Origin of the sequence: Deinococcus cellulosilyticus NBRC 106333 = KACC 11606, from assembly GCF_007990775.1 — a bacterium.
GTDB lineage: Bacteria > Deinococcota > Deinococci > Deinococcales > Deinococcaceae > Deinococcus_C > Deinococcus_C cellulosilyticus.
This window is the reverse complement of sequence record NZ_BJXB01000003.1, coordinates 156,662-174,649: the sequence shown is the minus strand read 5'-3', so window position 1 is coordinate 174,649 and position 17,988 is coordinate 156,662. Positions and strand designations below refer to the sequence as shown.

General features: G+C 56.2%; 21 protein-coding genes. 6 read left to right on the top strand and 15 right to left on the bottom strand.

From position 1 onward, the window contains the following. Positions 1 to 129: 129 nt before the first annotated feature. From DC3_RS04625 to DC3_RS04610, 4 genes are read left to right on the top strand one after another with little or no spacing between them, the layout of a single operon-like run. Entirely contained in the window at positions 130 to 393 is a 264-nt protein-coding gene (locus DC3_RS04625) for a hypothetical protein (protein WP_146882767.1), read from the top strand. Next, positions 371 to 1,237 carry a transglycosylase SLT domain-containing protein gene (locus DC3_RS04620; RefSeq protein ID WP_146882766.1) on the top strand — a complete coding sequence of 289 codons (867 nt, stop codon included), beginning with the start codon at positions 371 to 373 and terminating at the stop codon, positions 1,235 to 1,237. Before DC3_RS04625 ends, DC3_RS04620 begins: the two co-directional genes overlap by 23 nt. Positions 1,238 to 1,239: 2 nt before the next feature. Then, positions 1,240 to 1,479 (top strand): hypothetical protein, encoded by a 240-nt coding sequence (locus DC3_RS04615; protein ID WP_146882765.1) that lies wholly within the window; start codon positions 1,240 to 1,242, stop codon positions 1,477 to 1,479. A gap of 8 nt (positions 1,480 to 1,487) precedes the next feature. Further along, the gene (locus tag DC3_RS04610) at positions 1,488 to 2,114 is read left to right on the top strand and encodes a hypothetical protein (protein WP_146882764.1); all 627 of its coding nucleotides are present in this window, start codon (positions 1,488 to 1,490) and stop codon (positions 2,112 to 2,114) included. 107 nt (positions 2,115 to 2,221) lie between these two features. Here DC3_RS04610 and DC3_RS04605 read toward each other — a convergent pair whose 3' ends face one another. From DC3_RS04605 to DC3_RS04580, 6 genes are all read right to left on the bottom strand, one after another. Then, positions 2,222 to 2,773 (bottom strand): recombinase family protein, encoded by a 552-nt coding sequence (locus DC3_RS04605; RefSeq protein ID WP_146882763.1) that lies wholly within the window; start codon positions 2,771 to 2,773, stop codon positions 2,222 to 2,224. A gap of 318 nt (positions 2,774 to 3,091) precedes the next feature. Beyond that, positions 3,092 to 3,796, bottom strand: a complete 705-nt coding sequence (locus DC3_RS04600; RefSeq protein ID WP_146882762.1) for a DsbA family oxidoreductase — start codon at positions 3,794 to 3,796, stop codon at positions 3,092 to 3,094. Positions 3,797 to 3,814: 18 nt separating this feature from the next. Next, complete coding sequence (locus DC3_RS04595) at positions 3,815 to 4,699, bottom strand: SDR family oxidoreductase (protein WP_146882761.1); 885 nt, start codon at positions 4,697 to 4,699, stop codon at positions 3,815 to 3,817. Between the two features lie 339 nt (positions 4,700 to 5,038). Next, complete coding sequence (locus DC3_RS04590) at positions 5,039 to 6,367, bottom strand: alpha-glucosidase/alpha-galactosidase (protein WP_146882760.1); 1,329 nt, start codon at positions 6,365 to 6,367, stop codon at positions 5,039 to 5,041. Positions 6,368 to 6,461: 94 nt separating this feature from the next. Beyond that, a complete protein-coding gene (locus DC3_RS04585) occupies positions 6,462 to 7,475 on the bottom strand; it encodes a LacI family DNA-binding transcriptional regulator (RefSeq protein WP_146882759.1) in 1,014 nt (337 codons plus the stop codon). Between the two features lie 146 nt (positions 7,476 to 7,621). Beyond that, positions 7,622 to 8,392 (bottom strand): DsbA family oxidoreductase, encoded by a 771-nt coding sequence (locus DC3_RS04580; protein WP_186815813.1) that lies wholly within the window; start codon positions 8,390 to 8,392, stop codon positions 7,622 to 7,624. Positions 8,393 to 8,434: 42 nt separating this feature from the next. Between DC3_RS04580 and DC3_RS04575 the strand changes: the two genes are divergently transcribed. Continuing rightward, positions 8,435 to 9,226 carry a GNAT family N-acetyltransferase gene (locus tag DC3_RS04575; protein WP_146882757.1) on the top strand — a complete coding sequence of 264 codons (792 nt, stop codon included), beginning with the start codon at positions 8,435 to 8,437 and terminating at the stop codon, positions 9,224 to 9,226. Further along, positions 9,223 to 9,702, top strand: coding sequence for a macro domain-containing protein (locus DC3_RS04570; protein ID WP_146882756.1), 480 nt, complete (start codon positions 9,223 to 9,225; stop codon positions 9,700 to 9,702). The genes DC3_RS04575 and DC3_RS04570 overlap by 4 nt, the downstream gene beginning before the upstream one ends. Before the next feature lie 20 nt (positions 9,703 to 9,722). On the opposite strand, the gene DC3_RS04565 is transcribed toward DC3_RS04570, so the two are convergent. The 9 genes from DC3_RS04565 to DC3_RS04525 form a co-directional block, all read right to left on the bottom strand. Beyond that, positions 9,723 to 10,421 carry an ABC transporter ATP-binding protein gene (locus DC3_RS04565; protein ID WP_146882755.1) on the bottom strand — a complete coding sequence of 233 codons (699 nt, stop codon included), beginning with the start codon at positions 10,419 to 10,421 and terminating at the stop codon, positions 9,723 to 9,725. Continuing rightward, positions 10,405 to 11,748 (bottom strand): efflux RND transporter periplasmic adaptor subunit, encoded by a 1,344-nt coding sequence (locus DC3_RS04560; RefSeq protein WP_146882754.1) that lies wholly within the window; start codon positions 11,746 to 11,748, stop codon positions 10,405 to 10,407. Before DC3_RS04560 ends, DC3_RS04565 begins: the two co-directional genes overlap by 17 nt. 1 nt (position 11,749) lies before the next feature. After that, the gene (locus DC3_RS04555; RefSeq protein ID WP_146882752.1) at positions 11,750 to 12,958 is read right to left on the bottom strand and encodes an ABC transporter permease; all 1,209 of its coding nucleotides are present in this window, start codon (positions 12,956 to 12,958) and stop codon (positions 11,750 to 11,752) included. Between the two features lie 9 nt (positions 12,959 to 12,967). Next, positions 12,968 to 14,227 carry an ABC transporter permease gene (locus DC3_RS04550; protein WP_146882750.1) on the bottom strand — a complete coding sequence of 420 codons (1,260 nt, stop codon included), beginning with the start codon at positions 14,225 to 14,227 and terminating at the stop codon, positions 12,968 to 12,970. A 394-nt stretch (positions 14,228 to 14,621) separates the two neighbouring features. After that, a complete protein-coding gene (locus DC3_RS04545; RefSeq protein WP_146882748.1) occupies positions 14,622 to 14,876 on the bottom strand; it encodes a hypothetical protein in 255 nt (84 codons plus the stop codon). Positions 14,877 to 14,943: 67 nt separating this feature from the next. Then, complete coding sequence (locus DC3_RS04540) at positions 14,944 to 15,867, bottom strand: carbohydrate kinase family protein (RefSeq protein WP_146882746.1); 924 nt, start codon at positions 15,865 to 15,867, stop codon at positions 14,944 to 14,946. Between the two features lie 87 nt (positions 15,868 to 15,954). After that, a complete protein-coding gene (gene rsmA, locus DC3_RS04535) occupies positions 15,955 to 16,707 on the bottom strand; it encodes a 16S rRNA (adenine(1518)-N(6)/adenine(1519)-N(6))-dimethyltransferase RsmA (protein ID WP_222594696.1) in 753 nt (250 codons plus the stop codon). 58 nt (positions 16,708 to 16,765) lie between these two features. Then, positions 16,766 to 17,266 carry a CarD family transcriptional regulator gene (locus DC3_RS04530; RefSeq protein ID WP_146882743.1) on the bottom strand — a complete coding sequence of 167 codons (501 nt, stop codon included), beginning with the start codon at positions 17,264 to 17,266 and terminating at the stop codon, positions 16,766 to 16,768. 233 nt (positions 17,267 to 17,499) lie between these two features. Further along, on the bottom strand, positions 17,500 to 17,895 hold the full coding sequence (locus DC3_RS04525; RefSeq protein ID WP_146882742.1) for a winged helix-turn-helix transcriptional regulator: 396 nt from the start codon (positions 17,893 to 17,895) through the stop codon (positions 17,500 to 17,502). Positions 17,896 to 17,988 lie beyond the last annotated feature (93 nt).

Sequence of the window (17,988 nt, the reverse complement as noted above, 5' to 3'; positions counted from 1 at the left end):
GGACCCTGATCTGCAGATGGTAATTTTCAGGGGTTTCATGGTTGCCCGTGAGGAGTTTCTGGGCCTGCGGGTGGAACTGGTCTCCAGTTGGATCGGTGAGGCCCCTGAGGGTGTTCAGGTGGTGCAGGTGTGAACGTCCGGCCTGTGCATCCTGCTCCTAAAATCCTGCCTGCAGCAGTGCCTACAGTGAGGCTGGATGTGGTGGTCTCTCCTGCAGCAGGCAAGAGTTTCAATCATGTCTCTGGAGAGGTGACGGGCACGGTGGCCACCTATCAGGACATCAATGCCTGCACCTGGTACGTGCGGGGGGGATGGGAGTACAGGAATGGTCGCAAGATGAGCAGGCGTGGACTCTCCGGAGGTGAGGACGTTGGAGCTGTCAAACGGCAATAAACAACTTTTGATTGTGGGTGGCGTGGTTCTGGCCCTGGTGCTCCTCTCTCCCACATCTGCAAGGGTGGTAAAAGCCCAGTCCAAAAAGGTGGCCACCAAAAAAGCCCCTTTGCTTCCTGTGCCCATCTCTCCAGATCCCACAGTGAAGCCTAAAACGCCCGTGGTGAAGCTGCGGTTGTTCACGGACCAGAAGGACAACCGGCCTCTCTCAGGCCTGTACAGCCTGCACCTGGATCAGCAGGCTGAACGCTGCAGGCAGATGATGTATGAAGCTGGTTACGGGCGTGGTTATCTCAGGTCCTTTGAAGACTGGAAACTGGCCATCTGGAAGGAAATCCCCTTTGTGGGACCCTCCTACATGTGGAAATTGGCCCAGGACTTTTTAAAGGTTTGCAAGGAAGAAAACTACCCTCTGGATCTGGCGATCGGTCATGCATGGGCTGAAAGCTCCTGCAGGCCTGCCATGACCATGAACAGCGCCGGTGCGATCGGGCCCCTGCAGGTGACACGGGTTGCAGCTGAGCAGGTGGGAGAGTTCTGGCCCCCCATCTCTGCACAGTCAGCCATCCGGATCGGCATCAAGTACATGAAGTGGATCAGGCGCACGTACCCAGAGGCCAGACGTTCTGTTGTGGACTGTCTGCGCATTTACGGCATGGGTTACGGTGGATTCCAGAAGGCCATGAAACTGGGTTGTCCTGGAAAAGCACAGGAAACATACAGCGTTTGGCAAAGCGAATGTGGTCACAAGGCGTATGTGTACACGCAGCGGGTGCTGGAAGTGGCCAGAAACTGCCCTGAGCTGCACACGGTCCGGTGGGACACCTGGACCGGGAAGGAGTGAGTATGTCTCTGAAACGAAATGAAGTGCTTGTTTTGGGCTCTGTGGCTCTGGCCAGTCTTGCGTTCATCGGTGGGGCCTGGATCGTGGCCGATCGGCTGGAAAGGGCCATCCGTGAAACAAATTTGAGCAAGGCATCCAACAGCATCGGGAATGCTGCAGACAAGGTGTCTGGAGTGATTGACGGTGTGGGGAATGTCGTGGACACCGTTGAGGACTGGCTCAGCAAATTCAAAACCCTGTGAGGTGAACCGTGAAACAACAGCCCATACTGGTTGAAATCGTCATCACCCGGTGGAAAGATCCCGTCACTGGGAAATTCGTCAAGAACCCCCATCCGACCCTGAAGAACGAGGTCCGGAGAAAGGGCGAAGTCAAAGAAGAAATCCCGCTTGGAGACGGTGAGTATGCGAAGGTGTACTTTCGCTACAAGTTGAACCGGTACGGGTACCAGGTGCCCAGCAGTTGCAGGGTGGTCTGGCCCTCTGTGCGGGAAGCCGTGTCCAGGGGTGAGATCTCGGTGGATGACTGCAAGCGCATCGAGCGGGACCTGGCAGACGAGATCCTGAAAGATGAAAAGATCCGCGCAAACCGCATCATGGAGAAGGAACTGATGCAGGAGGGGTACAACTCAGACAAGGCGAAGCGTGCAGCTGCAACCCGGAAGGCCAACAAGGCCCGGAAAGGGAAAGCTCCTGCACCTTCTGAAGCCCAGATCAAAGCGGACTTCCTGGAAGCACAAAACAAGCTGGAGAAGGCCAAGCGTGCCAATCCGAAAACAGCAAAGTCAAAACAGATCCAGCAGAAGAAGATCCAGAGTGCCAGTCAGAAAATGGCCACTGTGAAAGCCACCGCAAAGCGGCACAAAGTCAGTCTGTGATGTGAAATACCACGAACCGTGATTGTGCTGAAGTGGAACTGAGCGTAGGATTAATTCATACCCAACACGCTACCCGAATGGAAAGACCTCCAGAGATGGAGGTTTTTCTATTTTTGCTTTTCCAGTGCACGGTATAGCGTAGCCCTGGACACCCCAAGCGTTTTAGCGACTTTTGTAGCAGGGTGCAGCATCAGCAGGGCCCTGGCCATGTCCACCTTATCCGCAGAGAGGGCTGAGGGCCTTCCACCCTTGCGCCCACGTGCGCGTGCAGCCTGCAGGCCTGCCTGTGTGCGTTCGCGGATCAGGTCACGCTCAAATTCTGCCAGTGCACCCATCATGTGAAAGACCATCTTCCCTCCTGCAGAACTGGTGTCAATGCGTTCCTGGATCACCACCAGGTCTATCCCTCTCTCCTGCAGACCCTTCACGGTCTCGATCAGGTGCTGGAGGCTGCGGCCCAGCCGGTCGAGTTTCCAGACCACCAGTTTGTCTCCAGATCTCAGATACTCCAGGGCAGAAGAAAGACCAGGCCGGTCAGCCTTGCTGCCTGAAATCTGGTCTGTGAAGATCTTGGTGCATCCCTCTTTGGTCAGGGCATCTGTCTGCAGGTTGAGGCTTTGATCAGCTGTTGAAACACGGGCATATCCAATGAGCGCCATGGTTAAGTGTAGCAAAACCCATGTGGTTGCCAGTGTTTGAGACACTTGATTTTGAGATGGGTTTTGCAGCAGAAAACACGACAGAAAGAACGATAGTTTTCCCAGTCCAGGGAGTGTCACGAAAATGACCGTTTTTAAGACGAGCAATATAGCTTAAAAGTTATATTCACGGGAAATCTGTGGCAAAAGAAAATCCCTGGAGCCACTTGCCCCAGGGCACACAAGATTACCAAGGGACCTTGATGGTCCCACCCAGATCTAAAAAGACTCCCCGACCAACGCAGGGAGTTCTCTCCGGAGAAGAAGAGTAAATCCAGTCTAGCACGCATTTTGAAATAACGGTATATATCTCTCAGAGATTATGAAAAAGGGCACGCCCTGTACCCCCTGGCGCTTGATGTGCTGGTCGAACACCCGGATGTCCTGCACATCCTGATCGCTGTGCAGGTAGGCAGAGACTTCTTCACGGTCCAGCCCGGCCTGAACACCAATTTCGGTCAGGAGCTTCAGGTCGGAGAGGTTTTTCCCTTCGGTGAAGTAGGCTTTGAACAGCAGTTGGGTGATCTCAGGCTGCTTGCCTTTTTCCTGGGCGAATCTTGCAAGACGGTGGGCATGGATGGTGTTGGGAGCGACCGTCACCCGGTCAAAGCGGTACTCCCAGCCTGCCTCTTTTGCCTTCTCGGTGATCATGTCCTGCATCTGTTCCATGCGGGCTTTTGAGCCAAATTTTTTGCTGAGGTGTTCCACATGGTCCGTCCCTTCCATGGGGATCTCAGGGTTGAGCTGGAAAGGAAGCATTTCGACAGTGGCCTCACCGTTCCAGGTGCCGCTTTGCCGGAGCAGGTCCAGGCCCTTTTGCAGGTTGGCTTCTCCTATCGGGCAGAAGGGGCACACCCAGTCCGACACAATCTGAATGTTCAGGGTCGGACTGGGTTTCAGGTTCATGGGTTTCAGTTGCTGGGGTTCTGCGGGACGCACTTCGCAAACGTCGCCCTCACAGATCAGGGTTTCCTGTTCATTCATACTATATATTTTATAGCATCAACTCCCGGTGGAAAGTAACCCTTCTCTCTTCACGGCCCACACGGAGCGGTGCTCTGCAGCAAAGCGTTCAAAGGACACCGGAGGACGGCCCAGCACCTTCTGCAGGTCATCGCTGACCCGGCCTGCAAAACCCAGACGTGCCGTGGTGTAAATGGCCGTCAGGACCATGATGTAATCCCAGGAGGCCCCTCTGGCCCGCCAGTGCTTGATCCACTCGGGAATGCTGGGGTCAATGTGCTGGATGCGGCGTCCCAGGGTGCTGCTGAGCACATCGGCCACATGCTGGTAATCCAGGGCTTCCGGTCCAGTCAGGTCATAAGCTTTGTACTCATGTCCGGGGTTGATCAGGCAAACTGTGGCCACCTCGGCAATGTCGCGGGCATCAATGAAACTGGTCAGGCCGTGACCTGCAGGAATGAAGAGTTCCCCTTCCTCGATTTCTTCCTTGTGGGTGGTGGTAAGGTTCTGCATGAAAAAAGAGGCCCTGAGGAAGGTGTAGGGCACCCCCATCTTCTCCAGATGACGCTCAATTTTGCGGTGGGGAGAGAGGTTGTTGCTCTGCGCCCCAAGCAGGGACAGGAACACCACATGCTTCACGCCAGCTTCCACTGCAGCTTCCAGGAAAGGAAAAATTTCCTTTTTGGGGTTCCCCAGATGGGGAGGACGCACCAGAAACAGACGGTCCACATCCTGCAGGGCTGCAGCGTAGGTTTCAGGGCGCTCAAAATCAAATTCAATGAAAGGAAACAGGGGTCCCATCTTCGCCTTTGCCTTCTCCACATCGGTGACGGCGGCTTTGAAGGGGTAACTTCTGGCTTTCAGGTGACGGGTGACGTATTCACCGACATTGCCCGTGGCTCCGGTGATCAGGATCTGTTTCATGTTGTTCCTCGCTTCCAACAGACGAAATGGCTGACTTGATGTCAGCGTACTCCGAAAAAGAGGAACCTTTGTCCCGATTTTCACGAGGAATCGACCACTTTGTCCCTGTGTCCACCGATACCACCGAAAATGATCAACAGTTCACAGTAGACAGTTCACAGTAGACAGCGAGAAACAAACCAGGTCACAAAAACACCCTCCCGGCCTGGAGGGTGTCTTCTTTGAGGGGTCTGACGCTGAACTTCAGATCCGGTGTTTTCAACCAGGGAAATGCCTGAAGCGTCGCACTGCTGGTCGGATCTTCCTGCTGTGAACTGTAAACTGTTTACTGTCAACTTCTCAGGACAGCACAGGCTCTTTGAGGAAGTGATCGGGAATCCAGCCCCTGTGGGCTTCCAGGAGGTCATCCACCAGGGACCAGATTTCGTCCAGGGTGAGTTCGGTGCTGGTGTGGGGGTCCAGCATGGCGGCGTGATAGATGTGCTCTTTCTTGCCGGTCAGGGCGGCTTCCACGGTCAGGGACTGCACGTTGATGTTGGTCTGCATCAGGGCGGCGAGTTGTGGAGGAATCTTGCCAATGCGGGTGGGTTGCAGGCCATTCTTGTCCACCAGCACGGGAACTTCCACACAACAGTCCAGCGGCAGGTTTTCGATGAGGTGGTCGTTTTGCACGTTGCCGTAGACCACCCGGGGAATTCCGGTTTCCAGGCTGTGGATGATCAGGGACCCGTATTCCACACTGCGGTGCACTTCCATGGGGTGGCTGGGGTCTTCCAGCTGCTTTCTGAGGTCTTCCCAGCCTGCGATCTGGTTCACACAGCGGCGGGGGTACTCATCCAGGGGAATGTTGAATCGGTCGATGAGTTCGGGGTGCTTCTCTTTGATGAAGTAAGGCACGTACTCGGAGAAGTGTTCGCTGGACTCGGTGACGAAGTAACCAAGACGGGTCAGCATTTCGTAGCGCACCCTGTTCCAGTCGGGCATTTTTCCTGTGCGGGCAATGTCTTGCAGGCGGGGGTAGAGGTCTTCTCCATCCCGCTCAAACTTCAAATAGAACGCCATGTGGTTGATGCCTGCGGCCACATAGTTGATCTCCTCCACAGGAATGCCCAGATCATTGGCCAGTTCCTGGGCCGTGTGCTGCACGCTGTGGCACAGTCCGATGGTTTTGATCTTTGTGGCTTTGTTGAGGGCCCAGCAGTTCATGACCATGGGGTTGACGTAGTTCAGGTGGGTCACATCGGGGCACAGGCGTTCCATGTCACGGGCCATGTCCAGGAACACCGGAATGGTGCGCAGGGCACGCATGATGCCACCCATCCCGAGGGTGTCTGCGATGGTCTGTCTCAGGCCGTATTTTTTGGGAATCTCGAAGTCGGTGACGGTGGCAGGCTGGTACCCACCCACCTGGATCATGTTGATGGCGTAATCTGCCCCGTCTAAAGCACGGTCCCGGTCAAGGGTGGAGACAATGGTGGGCTGAATGCCGAGGGTCTGGGCGAGCCTCTGGGCCACCACCTCACTGGTCTTCAGGCGCTCCTCGTTGATGTCGTACAGTCGGATTTCTGCACCTGAGAGCTCGGGAAAGCTGAGGATGTCGGTGAGGAGGTTCTTGGCAAACACGGTGCTGCCAGCGCCAATAAAGGTGATCACGGGGTTGCGGGACATGGGATGCTCCTTTCGAGATGGGGCTTGTGGTCTTGGGGGTTTTGATCGTTCAAAGTTGATGCCAGAAGCAGCAGGCTGCCCTGCACATCGAACTTCAGGAGGATTCGCGGATCTTCAGGGTGACGGGAAGGCGCACCACACCCGAACGGGTCTGGCCGTTCATCTGCTCCAGCAGCAACTGAATGGCAGTGTTGGCCATTTCCTGATAGGGAATGTGCACGGTGGACAGGGAGGGCACCAGATAACGGGCAAATTCAAAATCGTCCACTCCGGTGATGGCCAGTTCCTGGGGAATCCGCACTCCAGCATGGAGTGCGGCATGGAGCAGACCTGCTGCCATGCGGTCGTTGGCTGCCACAATGGCTTCAGGACGCTGTTTCAGGGACCAGAAATAGCGGAAAGCTTCCTGCCCCCCTTCAAACGTCCAGTTGCCCTGGTGCACGTAACTCGGGGAAATGCTGACCCCGAGCTGTTTCATGCCATCGAAGTAACCCTGCAGACGCTCTTCTCCGGTGCTGCTGTGGTCTGCCTTGAGACCAGACAGAAAAGCGATTCTGCGCTTGCCTTTCTGGGCCAGATGCTGCAGCACAGCCAGAATGCCTTCCCGATACTCTGCGGTGACCGAGAGCCACTTGCGGTGCGGATGGGCATGGTCGAAAATCACCAGCGGTTGCCCGGAACGTCTGAGTTGCGACTGGGCCTGTTCGGGCAGGCTCGGGCCGACCAGAACTGCACCGTCCAGCCTTCCCTGTGCGAAGTGCTGCATCATGTCGCGCAGGCTGTCTGGATCATCGGTGACGTGGTAGGTGAGAAGGCTGTAGTTGTTGTTTCTGGCCGCGTGGGCCAGGGCCGCCTGAACGAGGGTGCGGTAAGGATCGTTTACGGCGTCGTCGTACACCTGGTAGAAGACGCAGGCCACCGTCATGGCCCGGGCCTGACGCAGGGCCCTGGCAGCGTAGTTGGGCACATAACCCATCTGCTCAATGACCGCTTTGACTTTTTCACGGGTTTCAGGCCGCACCACATCCATGTTGTTGATCACATTGGACACGGTCTGGTAGGACACCCCTGCTCGTTTTGCCACTGCCCTCAAGGTCACACGGGCCATACTCACCTCATTTGATCGTTCAAATGTATTGAACCAGATTCTGCAAAGGCTGTCAACCACTGCCTTTGTGCCCCTCACTGGCCCCGGCACCAGATGACCGATCAGGATGAAGCTTTGACAACTTTTGTGAACCCACCCCAGTGTCTTCAGACCGCAGAACCATTCAAACAGGCAACAATGGCCTGTCTGAAGACCTCCACAGGCTCTGCTCCCGTCACGGCAAGCTCCCCATTGAGGAAGAAACTCGGGACCCCACGAATTCCCCGGATGGGTTTCTGGGCCAGGGCCCTGGAGCGGATCTCCTCACGGTCCTCCTGGGACTGCAGGTAACACCGGACTGTCTCACGGTCCAGACCGTCCGCCTGTGCAATGTCCAGCAGCACCTCCAGATCTGAGAGGTTCCGGCCTTCCGTGAAATGGGCGGCAAAAAGGCGATGTCCGATCTCCAGCTGTTTCCCCTGCCATGCAGCAAAAGCCGCAAGCCTGTGGGCATTCAGGGTGTTTGGAGAACGCTTGATCAGGTCATACCGGTAAATCCAGCCCACCTGTGCGGCCATCTCGGTGTACTTCTGCTCGTTCTCACGAACTTTTGCAGGGTCTGCCCCTTTCTCTTGCAGGTAAGCCTGCCTGTCTGCCCCCTGTTCAGGCAGGTCTGGGTTCAGCATGTAAGGAGTGTACTGAAAAGTCACCTCCAGATCTGGAAAGGCCTGAAGGGCTTCTCTCAAGTTGGCCTCTCCCACCGGGCAGTAAGGGCACACCCAGTCCGACACCATCTCGATGTGCAGGGTGTGGCCCGTGGCCGAAACAGCATGCTCTGGGACAGCCTGAATCTCGCAGGCATCGTCTTGGCAGATCAGGGTCTGGCGTTCTGTCATGGGTCCACAATAAGGCTTAGGGCGCACAGGATCGTAATGCATTTTGCAGATGCCCCCCTCCTGCATCTCCCCTAGTGTGGAGGCATGAAATCCCTCGGCCACCAGACAGACCTGATCTTTGCCCGTTTTTTCGGCGTGATTGAGGACCACGGCACCTGCACCAGCATCCAGAGCCCCGGCAACCGCACCCACTACTTCGGGAACTACATGATCTACAACCGACCTCCACAGCCCGGAGATTTTCCCATCTGGACCGGGCAGTTTGAACAGTTTGTGGGCTCACCCGAAGAGGTCAAACACCAGCTTTTCTGCTGGGACGACCCCGAAAACCTGGGCGAGGTGCAGGAGTTTCTGGACGCCGGGTTCATTCTGGAAGACTCGATTGTGATGAAAGCAGACCAGCTGAAAGCAGCCAGCACAAAAAGACCCGTTGAGATCCGCCCTCTGCAGGACACCGACGAGGAATGGCATGCCCTCTTCAAACTGCAGATGACCCTCAGACCAGAAGAGCACGAAGAAGGGGCCTACGCCCAATTCAAAAAGGCCCACCTGCGCATGTACCGCGACATGCAAAACCAGGGTCTGGGGCACTGGTACGGAGCCTGGCTGGATGGGCAACTGGTTTCCAATCTGGGGCTTTTTGTGGACGATCAACTCGCCCGATACCAGCAGGTGGGGACCCACCCGGATTTCAGAAACCTGGGGCTCACCAGGGCCATGCTGAAGCACGCCGCAGACCACACCATGGACACTTTCGGCCCCCGAACCCTGGTGATCGTGGCCGATGAGCATTATTTCGCCAAGGACATCTACCGCAGCATGGGCTTTGAGCCAGCAGAAAAACAGTACGCCCTGCTGAAGATGCCACCCCAGTGATCCACTCTGTTGCGGGTGATGCCACCCAGCCGAAGGGGGAAGGCAACAAAATCCTGGTGCATGTGTGCAATGACCTCGGGAAATGGGGCAAGGGATTCGTTCTGGCAGTCTCTCGTCGCTGGAAGGAACCCGAACGCCAGTACAAGTTGTGGGCCGATGGGAAGACCGACCAGAAATTCAAACTGGGAGAGGTCCAGTTTGTGCAGGTGCAAGAAGACCTGTGGGTGGCCAACCTGATCGGGCAGCATGGGGTGAAGACCCAGGGGTCAAGGTCCAGCGTTCCCCCCATCCGGTATGAAGCCATCCGGCAGGGGCTGGCCACCGTAGCCGAATTTGCCCTGGCCCACGAGGCCAGCGTTCACATGCCCCGAATTGGAGCGGGTCTGGCGGGAGGAGACTGGCAGAAGATCTCAGAGATCATTGAGGAAACACTGGTCCAGAAAAAAGTGCAGGTCACGGTCTACCATCTGCCGTGACCTGCCAGAGTGCAGTCTGCTCAGACCAGCACTTTTTCCCGCTGGATGTCGCTGATGAGTTTCCCATCGCTGAGCTTCAGAACACGCGGGGCCAGACTTCCCACCTCGGGGTCGTGGGTGACCATGATGATGCTCATGCCCTCGGCATGCAGTTTCTGCAGGATGTCCAGAATGACCCCTCCCCCTTCTTTTGAGAGGTTCCCGGTGGGCTCGTCTGCCAGCAGCAGGGTGGGTTCTGTGACCAGTGCGCGGGCAATCGCCACCCGCTGCTGCTCACCTCCGGAAAGCTGGGTGGGGTGGTGCCTGATCCGGTGGGAAAGGCCCACCTGTTCCAGTGCAGCCTTTGCACGTTCACGCCTTTCTGCAGGGGGTGTGCCGCTGTAGATCAGGGGCATTTCCACATTTCCCAGTGCGGTGAGTTCCAGAAAGAGGTTGTAGGCCTGAAAGATGAACCCGAAATGCCGGTTGCGAATTCTTGCCTGCTCCCGGTCCCTCAAAAAGGCAATGTCATGGCCCTCAAGCAGGTATTCCCCTTCTGTGGGGGCATCGAGCGCACCGAGAATGTGCAACAGGGTGCTCTTGCCACTCCCTGAAGACCCCATGATGCTGATGAATTCACCCCGGTTCATGGAGAAGGAAATGTCACTGAGGGCTTCCACGATGGTCTCGCCCAGGGCATAGCGTTTGGACAGGTGTTTCACTTCAATCATCTGTGACATGTCTTTCTCCTTGCAGTTTGAGGGCACCACTGCGGGGGGTCTGTATTTCGGTTCTGTCTTTGAACAGCTCATAACTGGAGGCCACGATGGTGTCCCCTGCTTCGAGGCCCGAGACCACCTCGATGACCTCGCTGTTCTGGGCACCGAATTGCACCTCTTTGCGGATCGCCTTCTCCCCTTCAATCACGTAGACCAGGCGCTCTCCTCCAGTGCTCAGGTATTCGGCGCGGGGCAGGGTCAGCACGTCTTCATGCCTGTCGGTGGTGATTTCGAGTGCAGCGCTCGCACCAAGTTTCACCCCTGAGGGCAGGGTCTGGAACCGAATTTCAACAGGCACAAACGTGCCTTTTTCGCTGGTCTGGGCATCTTGCGCCACCTTGCTGACCTGACCGGGGTAGGTTTTTTCACCAAGGGTGATCTCCACCTGTTGGCCTTCCTGCACCTGCTCCGCCTGCGCTTCATCAAGGTCGGCAGTGATGCGCAGGTTTTTCACGCTGGACAGTTTCACCACGGCAGCGGAGGGCTGCAAGGTGTCTCCAGTTTTGACCTCAACGCTGGTGATGCGCCCGCTGATGGGGGCTTTCAGGACCAGTCTCTGCTGCTGGCGTTTCACCTCTGTCACCTCACGCTGTGCAGCCTGCACTTTGCGGATGTTGCTCTCCAGAACAGTTTTTCCGGCAAGCTGGGTGCTTCGCAGTTTGACCTGAGCGGCCAGCAGTTTCCTCTGGGCTTCCTGCACGGCCATGCGGGCTTTCTCCACATCCACCCTGGGAATCGCTCCGGCCGTGTAAAGCTCCTCATTGAGCCTGAGGTCGGAGGTGGCGACCTTCAGGGCCTGCTGCTGGTCTTCGAGGGCCTGTCTGGCCTCCAGCACTTCTCCCTCATGGGTGATGCCCTCTTTCTCCAACGCACTTTGTGCATCTTCAAGAGCAGCCTGGGCTTTGAGCAACTGGTCTTCGAGGGATCTGGATCGCAGGCGGGCAAGTTCCTGTCCCTGCTGGACCAGATCCCCCTCCTCGACCATCAAATGGTCGATTTCCCCTTCAGCCCCGGCCATGACCGTGCGTTCATCTGCAGAGGCAATGGTTCCTGCAAGTGAGGCGGTCTCCGTGAAGGAGCTTTGTTGCACTGTGGCCGTCTCGTAACTGCGCAACACAAAAGTCCCGGTGCGCGGTTTCAGCCAGAAATAGGGCACGGCACCCAGCACCCCCAGCGTGAGCAGAACCCCCACAATCATGCCGGTCTGGGTGCGGGGCCGCTCAGCTTTCACCTGGGTCCTTTTGCCGGGGCCTGGGGATGGAATGATGGGCTCGGAGTGTTTGCTCACCTCAGGCCTCCTTGAAAGCCTGGGTAGGGCTCAGGCGCACGGCAGCAAGCGCCGGATACAGGCCTGCCAGAAGCCCCACCAGAACCACAGCAAGCAGCACACCTGCAGCAACCAGAGGGCTGAATTCGATGCCCCTGGCAAACAGTCCATTCCAGCCCGAGAAGTTCTGCTGCAAAACGGGAATGGTCAGGATGGCTGCACCCAGACCCAGGATGCCTCCAGACACCGAGAGCAGCACACTTTCCATCAGGCGCTCCTGAACCACCTGGCCCTTGTGGGCCCCCAGGGTGCGCCTGAGCCCCACTTCGCGGGTCCTTTCCACGGTGTCCACAAACTGGATGGTGAAGATCCCGATGGAACACACCATCAGCATGATGATCGCCATGAACGAGAAGACCACCAGGGTGGAATCGACTTCTCCGGGTGGGGCGTAGATCGCTTCATTGAGGGCCTTGGTGTACAGGGCTCCTCCGGAACTTTTGAACATGGGGCTGTTTTTGTAGGTCTTGCGGATGGCATCGAGCAGTTGCCTTTTGGCTTCGGTGGCCTGGCCTGCTTTCGCCTTCACCACCACAGCCATGGCGATCCCTGAAGTTTGTGCAGGAGCCCTTTTGCTTGCGGCAGGCAAAAGAAAGAAAGGGGTCTGAAAGCTGGCACTGGCATCATCTCGCATGACCCCCACCACTTTCACCTGCCGGGGCTTGCTGTTCGGGTTCCACTGGGAGGAGAGTTTGACGGTCTTCCCGATGGGGTCCTCTGATCCGAAAAGCGTCTGTGCCACGCTCTGGGCAATCAAAAGTTCCTGGCTGTCCGGCCTGGGAAAGGTGCCTTTGAGCATCTGCACCCGTTCAATCTGGGGATAGCTGGGACTGACCGCAAACACCCCCTGAATTTTGAAGCGTTTTCCCTGATGGTCCAGCAAGTTGGCGTCCCACACGTCCTCATAGATGGACATGCTTTCCACTGCAGGGCTGAGTTTCTGGAGTTCTGGCAGGTCCTTGCTTTCAAAAAGGCTGTAGGTGCTGCTGTTTTCTTTCCCGGCCACCACCTTGAAGGCATCTGACGTTACCTGACTGGCGTAGCGGGCATGGACCACACTGAGGGCCACGGCCACCACGAAAGCCCCAAGGGCGAGTTCCAGAATGCTGAGCAGGGTACGGATGGGCCGCTTCATGGCCCGAATCCAGGCGAATTTTAATGTGTGTTGCATGGGCCTCCTTCAGGCGGTTTTCAATGCTTCGATGGGGCGGAGTCTGGATGCCACCATTGCGGGGTACAGGCCAAAAATTACACTGACCAGCAGTGCAACACCGAATCCTTCTGCACAGGTCAGGGGGGTGAGCATGCCTGTGGGTGTGGCGTTCCCCATGGCCTGTTTGAGCACTTTCTCGAAGCCATAAGCGAGCCCTATACCCAGCAGTCCTCCGAGTGCTCCCAGCACCAGAGATTCCAGCAAGACCAGTCTCAGCGTCAGGCCACGGTCTGCCCCCAGTGCACTGGCAATGCCGAATTGCCGGGTCCTGCCCAGCACGCGGGCCAGCATCAGGTTGGTGATGTTGATGGCAGCCACAATCAGACCTGCAGAGGCGAAAGCAGCCAGCAAAAGTCCACTCTGCATCGCGCTCTTTCTCCAATCCAGCATCCTGTCCTTCTGGGAGCGCACCACCACCGAAGGTCCATACTGCTGTTGCACAAAGGCCCGCAAGGTGGCCTGAACCTGGGCCAGGTCTGTCCCTGCTCTGGGAAGAAAAGACAGTTGTGTGACCTGACTCGACCAGGTGGAGTTCAAAGGGACCAGACCGATGCTCCCCCATCCTGCCGTGGTGTTGCTCAGGTAGTCGTTGTTGTCTTTCTCAGGCTGAAAGACCCCCACCACCTTGAAGTCTCTGGCATGGTAATCTCCGAGCCGCAGGGTTTTGCCCACGGGGTTCTCACCGGGGAAGCGCTGTTTTGCTGCCCAATCGGTCAGCATGATCACCGGTTTTCTTTCCATGTACTCTTTCTGGCTGATCCAGGAGCCCTGCACCAGTTTGAGCCCATCGGCCTGTGAAAACTGCTCTGTTGCCGCCGTTACTCCAAACTCTTTGCCCCAGACGGCATTTTTCTGACCCGGTTCTTTGGTGCTCTGGCGTTCCAGAACGTATCCGTATTGCAGGGCTGGCACACCCTTGAGGATCACTTCCAGGTCCTTGAGGTCCAGTTTGACGGCCTTGTCCCGGGTGCCTCCAAGTTCCACAATGCCCCGCTGGTGTCCACCTTCAGAGAAAGCCCCCCAGTCATCTTTCTTGCTGACCACGGTCAGTTCACGCATGTTCCGGCTGTCCATGTTCATGGAAAATGCTGTCACCGTCTGAATCATGCTGATGGCCAGGGTGACCACGCCAACCCCCAGTGCGAGCGCAAGAATGATCAGGATGCTTTCAAGTTTTCGGGTTCGGATGGGACGCAGGGCCAATTTTATTGCATCATTGATTCGCATTGATCCTCCTGAAATGACATTTCGATTTGAAAAAGAAATGGAGTTACATGGTTCCTCCTCTCTTTTCCACTTTATCCGCAGAAAGGTGAGATGGTGTGATTGATTTCAGTTTGATGTCCAGACCATCTCATGCAGGCCCAACATGAAACTTCTGTGGAATCTTATGTTTTCCTTGCAGCACAACAATCTTGCAAGGGGTTCTGTCTAGCAAGCGACCTGATCGGTGAAATCCCTGATCTGTCATGGAGAAAGGCAACGTTGGGGTGTCCCTGCGGAATCGCTGACAGATGGAATCAGGCTGATGCTTTAGTATATAGCTTATCTAAATAGTCTGTCAACAAAGATAGACCAAACAAAAGCACCCCGTTCACGGGGTGCCTGTGGTTCGCTGAAATCAGCCAACGATGATGAAGTCAATGTGGATGGGGGTGCGACGACGCTTGTCGATCTGCACTTCCTGCACCTTGACATTCAGCACGTTGCCATCCACATCAAGTTTGATGGCTTCTTTGGTGCTGACCTGACGGAAAGCGCGGTCGAAGGCTTTGGCGTCCACGGCGAGCTTCACGTTGTTCTCTTTGTTGTAGGCGACGGCGGCGATCAGACCTTCGCCAGCCTTGCCTTCACGTTTCACGGCTTTGAGTTCCATGCTGTCCTCCTGAACTGCAAGCGTTTAGACTTGCACACGAAAAATGATTGTACCAAGTTTTTGCAAATTACGCCAGAACACTCTCAAGGTCTGTCTGGGTGATGGTCTTGCGCTGGGCTCCCACAGCGGTTGCAGCCAGGGCTCCGGCGAGGTTGGCCATCTTGGCAGCCTGCTTGAGGGGTTTGCCAGACAGGATTGCATGGGCAAACACCGCACTGAAGGTGTCCCCTGCCCCGGTGGAGTCCACAACCTCATCTCCGAGGGGCACAGATTCCACCAGATCGGTCTCCTGGGGGGTCCAGATGATCGATCCGTGGGCACCCACCTTGACGATCACACAGCCTGCTCCACGGTCCTTGAGGCCCAGCAGTGCGTCGCTGATGTTGTCGGTCTCGGTGATGGTCTGCAGTTCATGGCGATTGAGGAGCAGGTAGTCTGCACTGAGCACGGTGTCCAGCAGTTTGACCCCTGCAGCATTCACAGCCCCGGTGCCCAGGTCGATCAGGACCGGCACACTGGCTTTCTTGGCGTAACTGATGGCCTTGATGGCATATTCCCGCTGGGGACCGCCAATCAGGCTGTAGGCGCTGACCAGCAGGCCATCAGAACTTTCGATGTCTTTCTTCTTGAGCTTTGCAGCATCCAGCTGTCGGTTGGCATCTCCAGAAGAAATCATGGCCCGTTTGCCATCGGGGGTCTGCATCACCGTGATGGTGCTGGTGAGCAAATCCTCAATGACCTGAATGGGGCTGGTGTTCACACCGCTTTCGCGAACGTATTTTAAAGCCACCTCTGCAAACGGGTCGGACCCGACAGAGGCAGCCAGGGAAACTTCATGCCCGAGGCGCGCCAGGGTGACGCTCATGGTGCCGCCTGCCCCACCCGGTTGCATGGTGGAACGGATCGGGGACACTTCCTCGCCCGGTGCGGGGATGTGGTTCAGGTGGTACAGGTGATCCACCGTAACATCACCAATGACGTAAAACTTCACAGCTTCCTCCAAAAAGTGTGTCTTGTTTATCAGGGAAATTTTAGCATGGCTCAGCGGGAAAATCCGTCAGCGAATCCTGACCCTTGTTCAGGCCAGGGCTTCGTGCAGGCCCTGCCAGTGCGCGTAAGAAAGGGCCTCCGCGCGAATGGTCGGGCTGATGCCCAGAGCTGCCAGAACCTCATCAATCTTCTGAACAGGGTATCCTGCGCTCTGAAGGTTGTTTCTGAGGGTTTTCCTGCGATGTGCCAGTCCGGCTTCCAGTAAACGTAGCAGGCTGCGAGGTGGCTTTTGTCCCGACAGGTCCACACGCACCACGCTGGAGGTGACATCGGGGGCAGGATAAAACGCGCCTTTGGGCACGTCCTTGACAATTCTGGCCTTGCCATGCAGTGCCGTTAAGGCACTCAAAAAGCCGTACTGGTCGGTTCCCGGGGGGGCAACCAGACGCTGGGCAACTTCTTTCTGAACCAGAAAGGTGGCCCTTTTGAAACGACCACTCTCAAAAATGCGGGTGAGGATGGCCGTGGAAATGTAATACGGCAGGTTGGCAATCAGCACGCTGCCTTCTGGAACATCCTGCCAGGGGTATTCAAGGGCATCGCCCCACACCACCTGCACGTTTTCAAGCCCGGCCAGGGTTTCCTCCAGCACGGGCCTGAGACGCTCGTCTTTTTCCAGGGTGATGACCTTCAATCCGCTTGCTGCGAGCTCCCGTGTGAGCACCCCTAAACCCGGCCCCACCTCGAACACCGTTCCTGCAGGTTCTCCAGCCTGCACAATCATGCGCAGGATGTTGCCGTCAATCAGGAAGTTCTGTCCAAAGGCCTTGGTCGGACGCATGCCGTAACGCTCTAAAAGGTCATGCACGACTTTGGGGGAGTAAAGGGGTGCTTCCACGTTAAGCCATCACCGTGTGATCCAGAGTGTGTTCCAGTTTGGCCTTGGCATCCTCAAAGCTGAGGTGCAGGGCGACCATCACTTCTGTCACCAGAATGTGCTTGGCCTCTTCATAGATCGCCCGTTCGGTGACTGCAAGGCTGCGCAGTTGAGCACGGCGGTGCAGGGTGCCGACCAGGTGGGCGATGGTGTAGATGTTTCCTTCTTGCATGATGGTCTGTTCCCGACGGTGGCGTGGGGTCCATGCTGCAGGTAAGTCCATATCCGGAAGGACCAGCTGTCCGAGCAGTCTCGGAATCTCGTCGACAGGGGTGATGCGCCTGAGTCCGAGGCGTTCTGCATGGTCGACAGGAACACGAACTTGCATGCCAGTTTTGAGGAGTTCAATCTCAAAGTAGTTCTGGGTTCTTCCCATGACTTCGAGTTCGCTGAGCCCCATGATGGTTCCCGCGCCATGGCTGGGGTAAACCACGTTGTCACCGACATTTAAGCTGATAGGCATGTTGAAAAGACTCCTTTACATGTGCCATGGACCTGTCAAAAATCGAGCGTCGATTTCCGCCAAAATCAGCAGATAGCACAAATACCGATTGTACCATATCTGGGGTTTCAATGCTGAGTGGCCCCTGAAAAATGGACCGGGTTTAATGAACAGATCTGTCTTTCAGCACGTCAAAAATCTAGACAAACATCCTTGCATTCTGTGCAAAAACATGGGTGGATTTGTGTGTTCGATCATCCCTTGAGGGGTGCATCAACTTCAGAGGGTCTGGGGCCACAAAATGTGCCCTCTGGATCACCTTCCATCCCCGGACCATGCTCCACCCCCCAGCTGCTGATGGCCATGATCACGGGTTTCAGGGTTTCTCCATACCCTGTCAGGGAATACTCCACTTTTGGAGGCACCTGATCGTAAACCCTGCGCTGGACCACCCCATCTTCTTCCAGTTCTCTGAGTTGCTGGGTGAGCATTTTCTCGGTGACTCCGCTGAGTCCTCTGCGCAATTCCGCAAAACGGTGAGGGCGTGCAAAGAGCAGGTACAGGATGGGCACCTTCCAGCGTCCCCCAATGACTTTGAGGGTGAATCCTGTGGGGCAAATGTGGGTCTGGTCTGTCATGCGTTTTGTCATGAAACCTCCATCAGGTCAAAAGGGGCTTACTTTTTAGTAAGTACCTTACTTTTTGGTAAGTACTTCACAAAACATATCATGTGATTTATAACC